The organism is Sphaerotilus sp. (assembly GCF_013299175.1).
Classification (GTDB): Bacteria; Pseudomonadota; Gammaproteobacteria; order Burkholderiales; family Burkholderiaceae_C; genus Sphaerotilus.
On sequence record NZ_JAAFKF010000012.1, the window covers coordinates 1 to 16,621 of the forward strand.

Below are 16,621 nucleotides of genomic sequence, written 5' to 3' on the forward strand. Positions count from 1 at the left end.
ATGACTCCTTCGTGTTGTGGTGGATTACAGACCGGCGAACGGCAGCATCTGTGCCATGTGACCCATGTTGGTCTCATGCACAGCGGTCGTTCCACGCAGGTGGCGCTTGGTCTTGGTGGACTTCTTGGTCAGGATGTGACGCTTGAAGGCGTGACCGCGCTTGACGGTGCCACCGGGACGGACGCGAAAACGCTTCTTCGCGCCACTCTTGGTCTTCATCTTGGGCATGACTGCTCCTTGGGGTTGTTCCTGCGAGGCGGCATGAAACGACTCATGCGCTTTGGGGCCTGCGGGCACTGAGGGGCGCAGCGACCAGACCGCACCCACTCAAATTGCTTGCTGCCGATCGCTCGGCTTACTTCTTGCGCTTCGGGGCCAGCACCATGATCATCTGGCGGCCTTCGAGCTTGGGCATGTGCTCGACCACCGACACGTCCGTCAGCTCGTCGCGCACCCGCTCCAGCAGGCGCATGCCGATGTCCTGGTGCGTGATCTCGCGACCACGGAACCGCAGCGTGACCTTGCCCTTGTCGCCGTCTTCGAGGAAGCGGCGCAGGTTGCGCATCTTGATGTTGTAGTCGCCTTCGTCCGTGCCGGGACGGAACTTGACTTCCTTGACATCGATGACGTGCTGCTTGGCCTTGGCCTCGGCCGCGCGCTTCTGTTCCTGGTACTTGAACTTGCCGTAGTCCATCAGGCGGCACACCGGCGGCTGGGCCGTGGGCGAGATTTCCACCAGATCGACATCACCATCGGCCGCCAGCCGCAGGGCTTCCTGGATGTTGACGATGCCCAGCGGCTCGTTCTCGGGTCCGTTCAGGCGGACCTCCAGGGCAGTGATCTCGCGGTTCAGGCGGTGCTTGCGCTCGGCGTTCGGCGTACGGCGGTCAAGAAAGGTAGCGATGGTGAGATTCCTTCAGGGGCACACAGCCCGATAACCCAAGATTCGCGCCCCGGCAAGGGAGAAGAAAACCGACAGCGCGAATCCCGTCACCGGAGGGTGGAGAGGTCTGCTGCGACTTTCTGGGAGAAGGCTTCCAGAGCCATCACCCCGAGGTCTTGATTGCCCCGGGCGCGCACTGCGACGGTTCCTGAAGCCCTCTCCTTGTCACCGACAACGAGCAGGTACGGAACCTTCTGCAAAGAATGCTCGCGGATTTTATACGTGATTTTTTCGTTGCGCAAATCAAGCGAGACCCTAAGTCCTTGTTTTTGCAGCGTTTTGGCCACGTCGCGGGCGTAATCGGCCTGCGCGTCGGTGATGTTGAGCACCGAGACCTGCACGGGGGCGAGCCAGGTCGGCAAGGCACCTGCATGCTGCTCGATCAGGATGCCGATGAAACGCTCCAGGCTGCCGACGATGGCGCGGTGCAGCATGACCGGGTGGTGGCGCACGCCGTCCTCGCCGACGAACTCGGCGTCCAGCCGCTCGGGCAGGTTCGGATCGACCTGGATCGTGCCGCACTGCCAGGGTCGGCCCAGCGCGTCCTTGAGGGTGTACTCGATCTTCGGCCCGTAGAAAGCGCCCTCGCCCGGCAGGTACTCGAAGTCGCAGCCCGACGCCCGCAGCCCTTCCGCCAGCGCGTGTTCGGCGCGGTCCCAGCTTTCTTCGGTGCCGATGCGCTTGTCCGGCCGCGTCGAGAGCTTGTAGAGGATGTCCGTGAAGCCGAAGTCCTTGTAGACCTTCTGCAGCAGCGTCGTGAAGGCGATCACCTCGGCCTGGATCTGGTCCTCGGTGCAGAAGATGTGGCCATCGTCCTGCGTGAAGGCCCGCACGCGCATGATGCCGTGTAGCCCGCCGGTCGGCTCGTTGCGGTGGCACTGGCCGAACTCGCCGAAGCGCAGCGGCAGGTCGCGGTAGCTCTTGATGCCCTGCTTGTAGATGAGGATGTGGCCGGGGCAGTTCATCGGCTTGAGCGCGTAGTCGCGCTTCTCCGACTCGGTCACGAACATGTTCTCGCGGTACTTGTCCCAGTGGCCGGTCTTCTCCCACAGGCCCTGGTCGAGGATCTGCGGGCCCTTGACCTCCAGGTAGCCGTTGTCGCGGTAGACGCGGCGCATGTACTGCTCGACCTCCTGCCACAGCGTCCAGCCCTTGGGGTGCCAGAAGACGGTGCCGGGCGAGTGTTCGTCGATGTGGAACAGGTCGAGTTCGCGGCCGAGCTTGCGGTGGTCGCGCTTCTCGGCCTCTTCGAGCATGACGAGGTACTTCTGCAGGTCGTCCTTGGTCGCCCACGCCGTGCCGTAGACGCGCTGCAGCATCTCGTTGCGGTGGTCGCCGCGCCAGTAGGCCCCAGCCACCTTCATCAGCTTGAAGAACTTCAGCTTGCCCGTCGAGGGGACGTGCGGGCCGCGGCACAGGTCGGTGAACGCGCCTTCGGCGTAGAGCGACACGTCCTCGCCCGCCGGGATGCTGGCGATGATCTCGGCCTTGTAGTGCTCGCCGAGCGACTTGAAATAGGCGACGGCCTCGTCACGCGGCAGCACGCGGCGCACCACCGGCTCGTCCTTGTTGGCCAGCTCGGTCATCTTCTTCTCGATGGCCACCAGATCGTCGGGCGTGAAGGGGCGCTTGTACGAGAAGTCGTAATAGAAGCCGTGTTCGATCACCGGGCCGATCGTCACCTGCGCCTCGGGGAACAGCGACTTGACGGCGTAGGCCAGCAGGTGGGCGGACGAGTGGCGGATGACCTCCAGGCCGGCGGTGTCCTTGGCGGTGATGATGGCCAGGGACTCGTCGGACTCGATGCGGTGGCTGGTATCGACCACGCGGGCAGCGTCGCCAGTGCCGACACGGCCGGCGAGCGCCGCCTTGGCCAGACCGGCGCCGATCGAGGCGGCCACTTCGGCCACCGTCACGGGGCCAGGGAATTCACGTCGGGAGCCGTCGGGAAGCTGGATGGAAATCATCGCTGGAAACCTTGGAAAACAAAAAAGCGCGGGGACGCCGCGCTTTCCTGGGGGACTCGGTGGAAGAGCCGCGGCTGGCTGGTCAGACCTCGGAGGTCGAGGCGGTGGTAGTTCGCGGTGTCATAACCGAGGTGCCTTTCCCGTGTCTTGTGCAGATGATGAGCGCACCAGTTTACCCGAGCCCGAAAAAAAGCCCCAGGGCTTGCGCGCTGGGGCTTGTTGGTCCGCGCGAAATCAGTGGAACTGCTCTTCTTCGGTCGAGCCGGTCAGCGCCTTGACCGAGCTGGAGCCGCCCTGGATCACGGTGGTCACGTCGTCGAAGTAGCCGGCGCCGACTTCCTGCTGGTGCGACACGAAGGTGTAGCCTTGTTCGCGGGCCTGGAATTCCGGCTCCTGCACCATGTTGACGTAGTGCTTCATGCCTTCGCCCTGGGCATAGGCGTTGGCGAACTGGAACGTGTTGTACCAATTGATGTGGATGCCGGCCAGCGTGATGAACTGGTACTTGTAGCCCAGCGCCGACAGCTCTTCCTGGAAGGTGGCGATCTGCGCATCGTTGAGGTTCTTGCGCCAGTTGAACGACGGCGAGCAGTTGTACGACAGCAGCTTGCCCGGGCAGGCGCCGTGGACGGCTTGCGCGAATTCACGGGCGAAGCCGATGTCCGGCACGCCGGTCTCGCACCACACCAGGTCGGCGTAGGGGGCGTAGGCGATGCCGCGGCTGATGGCCTGCTCCAGGCCGTTCTTGACGCGGTAGAAGCCTTCCTGCGTGCGCTCGCCGGTGACGAACCGGCGGTCGTTGTCGTCGCAGTCGCTGGTCAGCAGGTTGGCGGCTTCAGCGTCCGTGCGGGCCAGCACGATCGTCGGCACGCCCATCACGTCGGCGGCGAAACGCGCGGCGATCAGCTTTTCAACGGCTTCACGGGTAGGGACCAGCACCTTGCCGCCCATGTGGCCGCACTTCTTGACCGCGGCGAGCTGGTCTTCGAAGTGAACGCCAGCGGCGCCCGACGCGATCATGTTCTTCATCAGCTCGAAGGCGTTCAGCACGCCGCCGAAGCCGGCTTCCGCGTCGGCAACGATCGGCAGGAAGTAATCGACGAAGCCCTTGTCGCCCGGATTGATGCCACGGCCCCACTGGATTTCGTCGGCACGCTTGAACGTGTTGTTGATGCGGCGAACCATCGTCGGCACCGAGTCGTAGGCGTACAGCGACTGGTCGGGGTACATGGTTTCCGACGTATTGCCGTCGGCGGCGACTTGCCAGCCCGACAGGTACACGGCTTCCAGACCGGCCTTGGCTTGCTGCATGGCTTGACCAGCAGTGATCGCGCCGAACGCGTTCACGTAGCCCTTCTTGGCGCCGCCGTTGACCTTGTCCCACAGCTTCTCGGCGCCGTTCTTGGCCAGCGTGTACTCGGGCTGCATGGAGCCGCGCAGACGCACCACGTCGGCGGCGCTGTAGCCGCGCTTGACCAGCTTCCAGCGGGGGTTTTCAGCCCAGTCTTTTTCGAGGGCGGCGATCTGTTGTTCGCGGGTCAGGTTCGTCATGAGGCGCTCCAGAGGGCAAGGGGTTGCGGTGAATCGGATGGCCCAAGCTTAGCGGCAGTCCGTGAAAACGAGAAGACTTATGTCTTATATAAGACATAGCTTTGTTCTCAATGAAATCAATGACTTGCAGAACATCAACCACCATGCGGAATTTGTTTTCTCACAATGGAAAAAATTGATGCGCTGCACCATGCATTTTTCCCACATTGTGAAATCATCTTCAGTGTCATGAAAACGCAAGTTTCGGGCGGCGCATCCCGGTGCATCCGGCACACTGGCGGGCTACCCACCGCCACCGTGCCCACCGCCCGCCATGACCGACTTCGCCTTTCTCAGCGCCCACAGCTTCCTCAAGGTGCCGATGGGGCCGCGGGCGCCGTCCGAGCGGCCATTCGGACTGGCCGGCATCGCCTGGGACGGCGCCGTCACGAACCGCCCGGGTGCGCGCATGGCCCCGCGGGCGATCCGCCAAGCCAGCCACATGCTGTGCGACGGCACGCACCCGCTGTTCGAGGTGTCGCCGGCCGACGTGCTGTGCGACCTGGGCGACCTGCCGCTGCCGAACACCAGCCTGGAGCGGATGCGCGAGGCGATGGCGCCGCAGGTCGCCGCGCTGCTCGCGCAGCAGCGGCACATGGTCTGGCTCGGCGGTGACCACTCGGTGACGCTGCCGCTGCTGCGTGCCTACCGGCAGCATTTCGGGCAACCGCTGGGCGTGCTGCACTTCGATGCGCACTGCGACACCTGGGAAGACCACTTCGGCGAGCCAAGCGGACATGGCACCTGGGTGTACGAGGCCATCCAGGAAGGGCTGGTGATGCCGCAGGCGTTCGCGCAGATCGGCATCCGCAGCGCCGGCCTGCGCGAAGCCCGCGACTACGTGCGCGACCAGGGCGGGCTGATCTGGACAGCGCGTGACCTGCGCGGGCGGGAAAGCGCGGCGCAACTGGACGACGTGGTCCAGACGCTGCGGCGGCGCTGGGCGTCGTGCGGGAACCCTCCCCTGTACCTGAGCTTCGACATCGACGCGCTCGACCCCGCCTTCGCCCCCGGCACCGGCACGCCCGAACCCGGTGGCCTGACCACGAACCAGGCGCTGACGCTGATCGAGGAACTGGCCGGCGAACGCTGGGTCGGCATGGACTGCGTCGAGGTGGCGCCGCCGTATGACCACGCCGAGCTGTCGAGCAACGTCGCGGCGAACCTCGTCTGGACCTACCTCTGCGGGCAGGTGGCGCATCAGCGCCAGCGTCGGCAAGGTCAGGCGGTGCCCGCGTGATGCCCGAAGCACACTGGCTGCTGCTCGTCGCGGCGGCGTTCGGCGCCGGGGCACTCAACGCCATCGCGGGCGGGGGCAGCTTCCTCACCTTCCCGGCGCTCGTCTTCACCGGCCTGCCCCCGATCACCGCCAACGCGACCAGCGCGGTGGCGGTCAGTCCGGGCTACCTGGGCAGCACGCTGGGGTTCCGGCAGGAGCTGGCCGCATTGCCTCGGGCGCGGCGACTGCGCGAGGGCTTGATCTGCGCAGCGGGCGGGGTCGGGGGCGCGCTGCTGCTGCTGCTGACGCCGGCCAAGGTGTTCTCGGCGGCGGTGCCGTGGCTGCTGCTGTTCGCCACCGGGCTGTTCGCGGTCGGGCCGAGGCTGGTGGCGGCGCGTCAGCGGCGCGGGGCGGGCGAGTTTCATCCGCTGGCGCAGTCGCTGGGGCTGCTGGCGGTCGCTGTTTATGGCGGGTATTTCAACGGCGGCCTCGGCATCCTGCTGATGGCGCTGTACACGCTGACCGGCGAGCGCCACGTCCACACCGCCAATGCGCTGAAGAACCTGAACTCGCTGCTGCTGTCGCTGCTGTCGGTGGCGGCGTTCGCCTGGGCGGGGGCGATCGCGTGGCCGCAGGCGGGGGTGATGATGGTGGCGGCGACGCTGGGCGGTTTCATCGGTGCGCGGCTGGCGCGGCGGCTGCCGGCAGCGGGCGTGCGGGCGGTGGTGGTGGTCACCGGGGTGGTGATGGCGGTGGCGTTTTTCGCTCGCGGCTAGACCCTTCGGGCGCGGCGAGCGTGGCGGGCAGGAACGCCGGGTCGGTCAGCGTCTTCAGGAAGGCCACCAGCGCAGCCTTGTCCTCCCGCGACAGCTTCAAGCCTTCCGGTGGATGCTTGGCGAGGTTGGGGTCCAGGTTCGGATGCCGCACCACGCCGTGGTCGTAGTGCTCGATCACCTCCTCCAGCGTCTTGAAGCGTCCGTCGTGCATGTACGGCGCGGTGACGGCCACGTTGCGCAGGCTGGGCGTGCGGAACTTGCCGCGATCGGCGGGCTGACCGGTCACCTGCTCGCGCCCGGTGTCTCCGCCCGGCCCCAGGCGCAGGCTCAGGCCGTTGTTCATGAACTGCTGGTTGGTGAACAGCGCCCCGCCGTGGCAGTGAAAACAGTCGGCACCGCGCAGGCCGAGCCGGGGGTCGCGCTCGGTCAGGAACAGCTCGAAGCCGCGCTTTTCTGCCGGCGTCAACGGCTCGCCGCCCTGCATGGCGCGGTCGAATTTCGAGTCCTGTGACACCCGCGTGAGCATGAACTGCTCCAGCGCCAGCCCGATGCGCCCGGCCGTGACCGGGCCGCCCAGCGCGGTCTTGAAGTGCGTGACCATGTCGGGGTCGGCGCCAAGCTTGGCGACGACGTGCGGCAGGGTGTCCGCCATTTCGTGCGGGTGTTCGATCGGGCCGACCACCTGCTGGCGCAGCGTGGGTGCCCGCCCGTCCCAGAACAGCGCGGGCGCCCACGCCAGGTTGAACAGCGGCATGGCGTTGCGCGTGCCCAGCCGCCCGCCCACGCCGGCACTCACCGCCTTGCCCGGGTCGGCAAAGGCATGCGCCGGGTCGTGGCAGGACGCGCAGCGCACGGTGCCATCCCGCGACAGGCGCGGGTCGTGGAACAGCCGCTCGCCGAGCGCCACGCCCTGCGCTGTCGGCACGTTGTCGGCGGGCAGCGCGACCGAGGGCATGTGCGTGCCGACGGACCAGGCGTAGGGCATGGCCGCCTGGCTCGGCGCGTTGGGCATCCCGGAGATCGCGGGCAGTGCCTGGAGCGTGAACGCCCGTTGCAAGGCCGCCTTGATCGCACGGACAGGCACGTCCTGCTGCCGGGAATGCGTGGACTCGCCATCGCGAACGATGTCCACCCCGGCGAGCAAGCGCGTGGCGTCGAGTTGCAGCCGCAGCATCGTGCCCGCCTGCACGCGCAGCTTGGCCGGCAGCGTCACGGTGACCCGGTTCTCGTCGCCGGCCAGGTGGTACGAATACCCGCCCGTGCGGCCCGCGGCGGCGTGGTCGTACTGCCAGTGGCCTTCGAGCGCCAGGAAGATGTAGCCGCCGGTCCAGCCCCAGTGCAGACCGTTGACCACGGGATTCAGCGGGTGCTCCGGCCCGAAGCGGTTCGGGTCGGCGTGGTTCTGCGTGGGCGACACCCCCACCGCAAACCGCACCGCCCCATACGACCCCGGCGCCACCGCCGGCACCGCTTGTCGCCGCAGCGGCTGCTCGGCGCGGAAGTAGCCGTTCCAACCCGCCGGGTCGGTCCAGGTGCCATCCAACCGCTGCAGGCTGAAGTCCGACAGCAGCAGGTCCAGCCGGGTCACCGCCAGCGCACGGTGGCGGCGGTCGGCGAGCTGGCCCGGCCGGTTCATCACCAGCGGCGTTCCGGCGGCCGTGACCTGCACCTGGACCTGCACCGGCCCCTCAGGAGCCGACGCCCGGCTCCCCCCGGACAAGCTCAGCAGCACACACGCCACGGCTGCACATCGGCTCGCATCAATTTGAATCATTTGATTACATTATTAACAACAAGTAACATTTGAGCATCGATTACAAATTTGTGAGGATTCATGAACCACCTGATGACCACCTGGACCAGGGTGACCCGCCTGCTGCTGGCCACCGCCGCCGCCAGCACGCTGCTGCTGCACGCCCCCACGTCGGCCCAGACCGCCGCCTCGCCCCAGGTGCTGAGCAGCGGCGTCAGCGTCGGGCCGATCACCGACGCCCTCCAGAGCACGCGCTACTACGCCCTCACGGTGCCGGCCGGCGCCACCGCCGCCAGCTTCGCCATCACGGGCTTATCGGGCGATTGCGACCTGTACGTGAAGCAAGGTGCGCTGCCCACCACCACCGCGTGGGACTACCGGCCGTACCTGTCCAGCTCGAACGAGTCGGTGTCGGTGACCAACCCCGCCGCCGGCACCTGGTACGTGATGCTGCGCGGCTACCAGGCGTACAGCGGCGTCACCCTCAAGGCCACCTACACCGGCGGCAGCGGCGCGGTCACTGCAGCAGCCACGCCGGTGTTCAGCCCGGCCCCGGGCAGCTATTCGGGCCAGACCAGCGTGAGCCTGTCGTCGGCCACCGCCAACGCCGTCATCCGCTACACCCTCAACGGCACGGCCCCCACCACTGGCTCGGAGGTGTACGTCGCCCCGATCCTCGTGACCGCGACCACGCAGATCAACGCCGCCGCCTTCGCCACGGGACTCGCCACCAGCCCCGTCACCGCCGGCACCTACACCATCAACAACCCGCTGCAGGCGCTGGTCAACAACACCCCGGTGGGCAACCTGGCCGGCGCCCAGGGCAGCACGGCCAACTTCAAGTTCGCCGTGCCCAGCGGTGTCAGCAGCGTCACCATCGCCCTGTCCGGCGGCACGGGCGACGCCGACCTGTACGTCAAGTACGGCCAACTGGCGACCACCAGCGTCTATGACCAGCGCCCCTACCTGAACGGCAACAACGAAACCGTCACGGTCACTACGCCCCGGGCCGGCGACTACTTCGTGATGCTGCACGGCTACGCGGCCTACTCGGGCGCCACGCTCAAGGCCAGCTACGCCGGCACGGCCACCGCGGGCAAGCCGGACATCGTGGTGGACATGAGCGCCGCCAACCCCCGCATCACCACCGAGACCTTCGCCGCCAACGCCTGCGAGATCCAGGAAGGCACCATCACCGCCGGCACGCACAAGCTGCTGCGCTTCACCACCCAGACCCGCAACATCGGCACCGCCGACCTGGTGCTCGGCAACCCGGCCACCAGCGGCATGTTCGAATACGGCAGTTGCCACGGCCACTACCACTTCCGCAGCTTTGCCCAGTACCGCTTGCTCGACAGCACCGGCGCGGTGGTGCGCAACGGCAAGAAAGTGGGCTTCTGCCTGATGGACATCACCCGGATCAACACGGCGGCCAATCCGTCGGCACGCTACACCTGCAGCAACCAGGGCATCCAGGTGGGCTGGGCCGACGTGTACAGCTCCAACCTGTCGGGGCAGTGGATCGACATCACCGACGTGCCGGCCGGTGCCTACGTGCTGGAGGTCACCATGGACCCGATGAACGTGATCGACGAGCTGGACGAAACCAACAACACGGGGCGCCTCAATGTCACCATCCCCTGAACGCACTGAACACCCTGGACATCCTGATCCTGGTGCGCGGCCCCTGGGCTGGCTGTTGCCGCTGGCGGGCGTGGTGGCCATCGCGGCTGGCGTCTGGTGCTACCAGAACCCGGAGGCCGTGCCCGCCGTGGTCCGCGACGCGGCGACGGTCTCCGGCACCGCCGCGGCCCTGCCAGGGGCGTCCGCAGCGGTGGCCGTGGCGAACAGCGGACACCTCGACGTGCCCGCAGGCGCCACGCCGCTCCCCCGCGCCACCAAGGCCCCGCGACCACTCTCGGCCGCCGCACAGGGCATGGCCCGGCAGATCGACCAGCTCGCCAGCCTGCCCCCCGGTGATGACGCCATCGCGCAGGGTCGCCAACTGGCCGCTGCCGCCACACCCGCCACCGCGCCGGCGTTCCGGGAAGCTTTGCTCAGCACGACCAACCCGGCCGTGGAGCGGATCGCCATCGCGGCCCTCGCCCGCACGGCCGACAGCGCGCTCGTGCAGGCCCTGGCGAACGACTATGGCGAGCTGCCTGCCGAACAGCGCGGCCGGGTGCTGCAGGTGCTGGAAGGGGCGGCCAACCCGGCGGCACTGGAGGGCCTGTCGCAGATCGTGGCGGCCGACACCAGCGAGAAACGCTCGCCCTTGGTCATGTCGGCGCTGTACGGCATCGCCAGCCTGGGCACGATGGAGAGCGTCGATTACCTGCTGCGGCAGTCCGCCACCGACGCGGGCGACTATGCACTGATGGCCATGGAGCGGGTGCATACCCGGCAAGGCGTGGAGCTGATCCGGGCCGCCGCCGCGGGCAGCAAGGGCCACGAGCAGCTCACCCCGAGCCTGCGCAGCAACCTGAACCGCATCGCCAGCGCAGCCGAGGCGAAAATCACGCCATGACAATGCCCATGCCCATGCCCATGAATTTCTCCGACACCCTCAAGACCCTCCCCGGCATCGGGCATCTGGCCGGACTCGATCTGCTGGATGCGGCTGGCCGAACCATCGCCACGGTCAGCAACCGCCCCGGCCAGGCCGGCTCGGTCTGCGTCTACCACGCCCTGGCACAGCGCCATGGCCAGATCGACGCCGACGCGGCCCGCACAGGGCTGGCCCTCTACGCCGAGCACACGGCCGACGCCCGCGCCTTCCCCGGCAAGCACCCGAACATCGACCGGCTCCTGGCCATCACGGCTGGCACGCTCGGGCCGCTGCAGGTGTGCCCCATTCCTGTGGAGGGTCCAGGCACCTGACACCGGGATGGGCGCCGACGCTGTTGCGCTGGCTGACAAAGGACACGAAGGTATCGAAGGTCAGCGGCCGGCCATAGCCAAAGCCCTGCACCACGTCGCAGTGCATCCCGCGCAGCATCGCCATTTCCTCCTCCGTCTCGGCGCCCTCGGCCACGACATCCATGCACAGCGCGTGCGCCAGACCCACCAGGCTGCGCACGATGGTCTCGACACACAAGGTCCGACTCGCTTGCATCAATTCCCGCTCCTGGACACGGCCGACGGCAGATCGGCGAATGGTGGTATATCGACGCGCGGAGCCGGTCGTCGTAGCACCCCGGAACGGCAAACTGGCCCCGGTTTCGGCCGCACTCCCGCCGACCAGCAGACCGAGGAAGCCGCTCAGCCCGGACCCGGCAGATCGACCAGCGCCGCCAGCGGCACCCCGTCCAGCGCGGTGTGGTGGGCGACCAGGAGGGCGCGCCCGGTGGACGCGGCGCACTCGGCGCACTCGGCCAGCCGATCGAGCACATGATCGACCGAGCGCAGGTCCAGCGCCGCGAACGGGTCGTCGAACAGCGTCAGCGGCGCCCCGCTCGCCAGCCCGGCCGCCAGCCGCAGCTTGCGGCGGGTGCCGGTGGACAGCGCGTGGAGGGGCTTGTCGAGGTGGTCGCGCAGGCCCAGCGCCGCCAGATCGTCCTCCAGCACCGCGTCGTCCCAGGCCGGGTGCTGGCCGCGGCGCAGCGCGAGGTAGTCGCGGGCGCCCAGGTGGTCCAGCGCCGCATCCGCCGGATCGCACCAGAACACCTGCGCCCGGTAGGCCAGCGGCTGCTCGGCCAGCGCCGCGCCGTGGAGCGTCAGCCGCCCGGCCTGCGGCGCCAAGACCCCCGCCAGCAGCCGCAGCAGGGTCGATTTCCCACCCCCGTCACCGGCCCGCACCAGACTGACACCGGGGCCGAACCGTGCCGACCAGTCCTGGAACAGCGCCGGCTGCAGGTGTCCTGGCGGCAGGGGGAAACGAAAGGTCAGGCGCTCGATCTGCAGCGCCACGGGCGACGCCGTGCCCGGCTCCATTGGCTGTGCCATGGTCACACCTCCAGCGCGGTGGTCTTCTTCACCGTGCGCAACACCAGCATCGAGTTCAGCCGCATCACCCCCGGCAGCCGCGTGAGCACCTCGGTGTGGAACCGCTCCAGGTCGTCGGCGTCGCGGTAGGCAAAGCGAATCAGGTAGTCATTGCCGCCGGCGACGTAGAAACAATCGAGGATCGCCGGCTCCAGCCGCACCGCCTCCTCGAAGCGGCGCAGGGTCTCGGTGGTCGTGCGCTCGATGTTGACCACGGTGTACGAGGTGCCGCTCTGGCCGACCGTGCGCGGCTCCAGCAAGGCCACATAACGCGCCACGACCCCCGCCTCTTCCAGCCGCCGCACCCGCCGCAGGCAGGCCGATGGCGAGAGATGGACCTGCTCGGCAAGCTCGACATTGGACTGCCGCGCATCCGCCTGCAACTGGCGCAGGAGGGCGCGGTCGGTGGCATCGAGTTGCACGGGTTGAACCGCAGCGACCATGTTGTTGCGTCTCCAGTGGATTTTGCACAATTCTAGGGCGCAGAGACCTGGGCGCCACCCCCAATTGGCAACCCTGTTGCGTGCGGGTCTGCCTAGACTTCAGGCTGTCACCACACCACCAACACACCAGTCACGACGCCATGACCACCGCGCACCACGACCCCCGCCTCGACGCCTACTGGATGCCCTTCACCGCCAACCGGCAGTTCAAGCAGGCCCCGCGCATGATGACCCGCGCCGAGGGGATGCACTACTGGACCGACGACGGCCGCCAGATCCTCGACGGCGTGGCGGGCCTGTGGTGCGTCAACGCCGGCCATGGACGGCCGAAGATCGTGCAGGCCATCCAGCAGCAGGCCGCCGAGATGGACTTCGCGCCGCCCTTCCAGATGGGCCACCCCAAAGCCTTCGCCCTGGCGGACGCGCTCACCCGGCTGACCCCGCCCGGCCTGAACCGCGTGTTCTTCACCAACTCCGGCTCCGAGGCCGTGGAGACCGCGCTCAAGATGGCGCTGGCCTACCACCGCGCCCGCGGCGAGGGCACCCGCACCCGGCTCATCGGCCGCGAGCGCGGCTACCACGGTGTCAACTTCGGCGGCATCTCGGTGGGCGGCATCGTCACCAACCGCAAGCAGTTCGGCGCCATGGTCTCGGGCGTCGATCACCTGCGCCACACCCACGACCCGGCCCGCAACGCCTTCAGCATCGGCCAGCCGGAACACGGCGCCGAGCTGGCCGATGACCTGGAGCGGCTGGTGGCGCTGCACGACGCCTCGACCATCGCCGCCGTCATCGTCGAGCCGATCGCCGGTTCGACCGGCGTGCTCGTGCCGCCCAAGGGCTATCTGCAGCGCCTGCGCGAGATCTGCGACAAGCACGGCATCCTGCTGATCTTCGACGAGGTCATCACCGGTTTCGGCCGCACCGGCCAGCCCTTCGCCGCGCAGACCTTCGGGGTCACGCCGGACATGATCACCGCCGCCAAGGGCATCACCAACGGTTGCGTGCCGATGGGCGCCGTGTTCGTGCAGCAGGCGATCCACGACACCTTCATGCAGGGTCCGGAACACGCCATCGAGTTCTTCCACGGCTACACCTACTCGGGCCACCCGCTGGCCTGTGCCGCCGGACTGGCCACGCTGGAGACCTATGCCGACGGCGGTCTGCTCACCCGCGCCAGCGCGCTGCACGACACGCTCGGTCAGGCGCTGCACGGCCTGCGCGAACTGCCGCACGTGGTGGACATCCGCCACTTCGGGCTGGTCGGCGGCATCGAGCTGGCGTCGCGGCCGGGCGCCGTGGGACAGCGGGCGTTCGACGTGTTCCTGGACTGCTTCGCGCAGGGCGTGATGGTCCGCACCACCGGCGACACGGTCGCGCTGTCGCCCCCGCTGATCATCTCGGCCGACCAGATCGGGCAGATCGTCGAAACCGTGGCGACGGCCATCCGGCGCGTGGCCTGAGGGGGAACCCGAGGTCCGGCCACGCGGCGGTGCTGGCACACTCCATGCAATGGTTTTCGCGCCCATGACCATCCAAGACCCCCCTCCCCGGCGCCGTCCCACCGTGCTGGTGCCCGCCTGCCAGCGCACGCTTGGGCAACACCCCTTCCTGATCGCTGGCAAGAAGTACCTCGACGCCGTGCGGCTGGCCGGCGCGCTGCCGCTGGTCGTGCCGTGGGCGACACCGGACGAACTTGAGGGCCTGCTCGATCTGGCCGATGGCGTGCTGCTGACCGGCTCGCCGTCGAACGTGCATCCGAGTCATTTCGGTGAAGCGGTCCACGACACGACGCTGCCGCTCGATCCGGTGCGCGATGCGTGGACGCTGCCGCTGATCCCGAAGGTGATCGCGCGCGGCATCCCGCTGCTGGCGATCTGCCGCGGCTTTCAGGAAACCAATGTCGCCCTCGGCGGCTCGCTGCACCAGGCAGTGCAGGAAGTGCCGGGGCTGCGCGACCACCGCGACCGCGACGAAGACCCGGTCGAGGTGCAATACGGTCGGGCGCACCCGGTGCAGGTACAGCCCGGCGGCCTGCTCGCCCGGCTGCTCGGCGCGGGCATGGGCGAGGTCCAGGTCAACAGCCTCCACGGCCAGGGCATCCACCGCCTCGCCGACGCAATACGGTCGGGCGCACCCGGTGCAGGTACAGCCCGGCGGCCTGCTCGCCCGGCTGCTCGGCGCGGGCATGGGCGAGGTCCAGGTCAACAGCCTCCACGGCCAGGGCATCCACCGCCTCGCCGACGGGCTGCGGGTCGAGGCGCTGGCGCCGGACGGGCTGGTCGAGGCGTTTTCCGTGGCGGACCCGCGTGGCACCAGTGCCAGCACCGGCCACGGCTTCGTGCTCGGCGTGCAGTGGCACCCGGAGTGGCAGGCGGCCGACAACCCGGTCTCCCTGGCGATGCTGCGGGCCTTCGGCGCCGCCTGCCAGGACTACCGCGACCTGCACCGGCCACCGAGCCGCTGATCCACCCCTCTCGGGCGGGCCGCAGGGCACGGTGACCGACACCGATCGGATCGCCACACCCCTGCTGGTCCGCACCCCGCGACGAACCACGGATCTGCCCATGAACACCCGCAAGCACTTCACCTTCAGCGACCTCGAACACTGGCTCAACGAGCGCCGCGTCACCGAGATCGAATGCCTCGTGCCCGACCTGACCGGCGTGGCCCGCGGCAAGATCCTGCCGCGCCAGAAATTCACCGAAGACCGCGGCATGCGGCTGCCCGAGGCGGTGGTCGCCATGGGCGTGACGGGTGAATTCCCCGAAGAAGGCCCGTACTACGACGTGATCAACCCCACCGACCGCGACATGCACCTGCGCCCCGACCCGGCGACGGTGCGCATCGTGCCGTGGGCGACCGACCCGACCGCGCAGGTCATCCACGACTGCTACGACAAGGACGGCAAGATGGTGCCGTTCGCGCCGCGTTCGGTGCTGCGCCGGGTGTGTGACCTGTTCGATGCCGAGGGCTGGAACCCGGTCGTGGCGCCCGAGCTGGAGTTCTACCTCGTCGCCCGCAACACCGACCCGGACATGCCGCTGAAGCCGCCCATCGGCCGCAGCGGTCGGGCGGAGACCTCGCGCCAGGCGTATTCGATCGACGCCGTGAACGAGTTCGACCCGCTGTTCGAGGATGTCTATTCGTACTGCGAGCAGATGGAGCTGAACGTGGACACGCTGATCCACGAGATCGGCGCCGGGCAGATGGAGATCAACTTCTTCCACGACCACCCGCTGCAGCTCGCCGACGAGGTGTTCTTCTTCAAGCGCACGCTCAGGGAAGCGGCGATGCGCCACAACATGTTCGCCACCTTCATGGCCAAGCCGATCGCGGGCGAGCCGGGCAGCGCGATGCACATCCACCAGAGCATCGTCAACAAGGACGGCCAGAACATCTTCAGCAACCCGGATGGCACGGCGAGCAAGGAGTTCTATTGGTACATCGGCGGGCTGCAGAAATACATCCCCGCCGCGATGGCGCTGTTCGCCCCGTATGTCAACAGCTACCGGCGGCTCTCGCGCTTCACGGCCGCCCCGATCAACATCCAGTGGGGCACCGACAACCGCACCGTCGGCATCCGCTCGCCCGTGGCGTCTCCGGCGGCGCGGCGGATCGAGAACCGCGTGATCGGCGCCGATGCGAACCCGTATGTGGCGCTGGCGGCGACGCTGGCCTGTGGCTACCTGGGCATGAAAAACCAGATCGAACCGACGCCCGAATGCAAGGGCGATGCCTACCTGGGGGATTACCAGTTGCCGCGCAGCCTGGGCGAGGCGCTGGAGAAACTGCGCAGCGAGAAGGCGCTGGCGGAGGTGCTCGGCGAGTCCTTCATCACCGTCTACACCGAGATCAAGGAGATCGAATACGCCGAGTTCATGAAGGTGATCTCGCCGTGGGAGCGCGAGCACCTGCTGCTGCACGTCTGAATCCGCTCGACGAC

General features: G+C 68.0%; 16 protein-coding genes and 1 pseudogene. 9 read left to right on the forward strand and 8 right to left on the reverse strand.

Annotated features, from left to right (window positions below):
• Nucleotides 1–24 precede the first annotated feature (24 nt).
• From rpmI to aceA, 4 genes are all read right to left on the reverse strand, one after another.
• Nucleotides 25–228, reverse strand: coding sequence for a 50S ribosomal protein L35 (gene rpmI, locus QZW52_RS03655; protein WP_293995415.1), 204 nt, complete (start codon nucleotides 226–228; stop codon nucleotides 25–27).
• 127 nt (nucleotides 229–355) lie between these two features.
• Entirely contained in the window at nucleotides 356–904 is a 549-nt protein-coding gene (gene infC, locus QZW52_RS03660) for a translation initiation factor IF-3 (protein ID WP_293995532.1), read from the reverse strand.
• Between the two features lie 86 nt (nucleotides 905–990).
• A complete protein-coding gene (gene thrS / locus QZW52_RS03665; protein WP_293995417.1) occupies nucleotides 991–2,910 on the reverse strand; it encodes a threonine--tRNA ligase in 1,920 nt (639 codons plus the stop codon).
• A gap of 234 nt (nucleotides 2,911–3,144) precedes the next feature.
• Nucleotides 3,145–4,461 carry an isocitrate lyase gene (aceA, locus tag QZW52_RS03670; RefSeq protein WP_293995419.1) on the reverse strand — a complete coding sequence of 439 codons (1,317 nt, stop codon included), beginning with the start codon at nucleotides 4,459–4,461 and terminating at the stop codon, nucleotides 3,145–3,147.
• Nucleotides 4,462–4,774: 313 nt separating this feature from the next.
• On the opposite strand from aceA, the gene speB reads away from it, so the two are divergent.
• Entirely contained in the window at nucleotides 4,775–5,740 is a 966-nt protein-coding gene (gene speB, locus QZW52_RS03675; protein ID WP_293995422.1) for an agmatinase, read from the forward strand.
• Nucleotides 5,740–6,495: a sulfite exporter TauE/SafE family protein gene (locus QZW52_RS03680; RefSeq protein ID WP_293995425.1), complete on the forward strand. Its 756-nt coding sequence runs from the start codon at nucleotides 5,740–5,742 to the stop codon at nucleotides 6,493–6,495. The genes speB and QZW52_RS03680 overlap by 1 nt, the downstream gene beginning before the upstream one ends.
• On the opposite strand, the gene QZW52_RS03685 is transcribed toward QZW52_RS03680, so the two are convergent.
• Complete coding sequence (locus QZW52_RS03685) at nucleotides 6,452–8,269, reverse strand: MbnP family protein (protein WP_293995428.1); 1,818 nt, start codon at nucleotides 8,267–8,269, stop codon at nucleotides 6,452–6,454. The two genes, QZW52_RS03680 and QZW52_RS03685, sit on opposite strands and share 44 nt — an antisense overlap.
• Nucleotides 8,270–8,329: 60 nt before the next feature.
• Here QZW52_RS03685 and QZW52_RS03690 point away from each other — a divergent pair, with 60 nt between their 5' ends.
• Genes QZW52_RS03690 through QZW52_RS03700 form a run of 3 tightly spaced genes read left to right on the forward strand, consistent with a single transcriptional unit; the run spans nucleotide 8,330 to nucleotide 11,128 of the window.
• Nucleotides 8,330–9,892, forward strand: a complete 1,563-nt coding sequence (locus QZW52_RS03690) for a lysyl oxidase family protein (protein ID WP_293995431.1) — start codon at nucleotides 8,330–8,332, stop codon at nucleotides 9,890–9,892.
• The gene (locus QZW52_RS03695) at nucleotides 9,876–10,775 is read left to right on the forward strand and encodes a hypothetical protein (RefSeq protein ID WP_293995434.1); all 900 of its coding nucleotides are present in this window, start codon (nucleotides 9,876–9,878) and stop codon (nucleotides 10,773–10,775) included. Before QZW52_RS03690 ends, QZW52_RS03695 begins: the two co-directional genes overlap by 17 nt.
• A gap of 20 nt (nucleotides 10,776–10,795) precedes the next feature.
• Nucleotides 10,796–11,128 (forward strand): DUF2322 family protein, encoded by a 333-nt coding sequence (locus QZW52_RS03700; protein ID WP_293995535.1) that lies wholly within the window; start codon nucleotides 10,796–10,798, stop codon nucleotides 11,126–11,128.
• On the opposite strand, the gene QZW52_RS03705 is transcribed toward QZW52_RS03700, so the two are convergent.
• From QZW52_RS03705 to QZW52_RS03715, 3 genes are all read right to left on the reverse strand, one after another.
• Nucleotides 11,064–11,363 (reverse strand): EAL domain-containing protein, encoded by a 300-nt coding sequence (locus tag QZW52_RS03705; protein ID WP_293995437.1) that lies wholly within the window; start codon nucleotides 11,361–11,363, stop codon nucleotides 11,064–11,066. The genes QZW52_RS03700 and QZW52_RS03705 overlap by 65 nt on opposite strands.
• Before the next feature lie 146 nt (nucleotides 11,364–11,509).
• Nucleotides 11,510–12,193 (reverse strand): ABC transporter ATP-binding protein, encoded by a 684-nt coding sequence (locus tag QZW52_RS03710; RefSeq protein ID WP_293995440.1) that lies wholly within the window; start codon nucleotides 12,191–12,193, stop codon nucleotides 11,510–11,512.
• Between the two features lie 2 nt (nucleotides 12,194–12,195).
• Nucleotides 12,196–12,675 (reverse strand): Lrp/AsnC family transcriptional regulator, encoded by a 480-nt coding sequence (locus QZW52_RS03715; RefSeq protein WP_293995442.1) that lies wholly within the window; start codon nucleotides 12,673–12,675, stop codon nucleotides 12,196–12,198.
• Between the two features lie 140 nt (nucleotides 12,676–12,815).
• Between QZW52_RS03715 and aptA the strand changes: the two genes are divergently transcribed.
• From aptA to QZW52_RS03735, 4 genes and pseudogenes are all read left to right on the forward strand, one after another.
• Nucleotides 12,816–14,138, forward strand: a complete 1,323-nt coding sequence (gene aptA / locus QZW52_RS03720; protein ID WP_293995445.1) for an omega-aminotransferase AptA — start codon at nucleotides 12,816–12,818, stop codon at nucleotides 14,136–14,138.
• Between the two features lie 64 nt (nucleotides 14,139–14,202).
• Nucleotides 14,203–14,598, forward strand: a pseudogene (locus QZW52_RS03725) (gamma-glutamyl-gamma-aminobutyrate hydrolase family protein); the annotation flags it as partial.
• 217 nt (nucleotides 14,599–14,815) lie between these two features.
• Nucleotides 14,816–15,142, forward strand: coding sequence for a gamma-glutamyl-gamma-aminobutyrate hydrolase family protein (locus QZW52_RS03730; RefSeq protein ID WP_293995448.1), 327 nt, complete (start codon nucleotides 14,816–14,818; stop codon nucleotides 15,140–15,142).
• A gap of 100 nt (nucleotides 15,143–15,242) precedes the next feature.
• On the forward strand, nucleotides 15,243–16,607 hold the full coding sequence (locus QZW52_RS03735; protein WP_293995451.1) for a glutamine synthetase family protein: 1,365 nt from the start codon (nucleotides 15,243–15,245) through the stop codon (nucleotides 16,605–16,607).
• The last annotated feature ends 14 nt before the right edge of the window (nucleotides 16,608–16,621 follow it).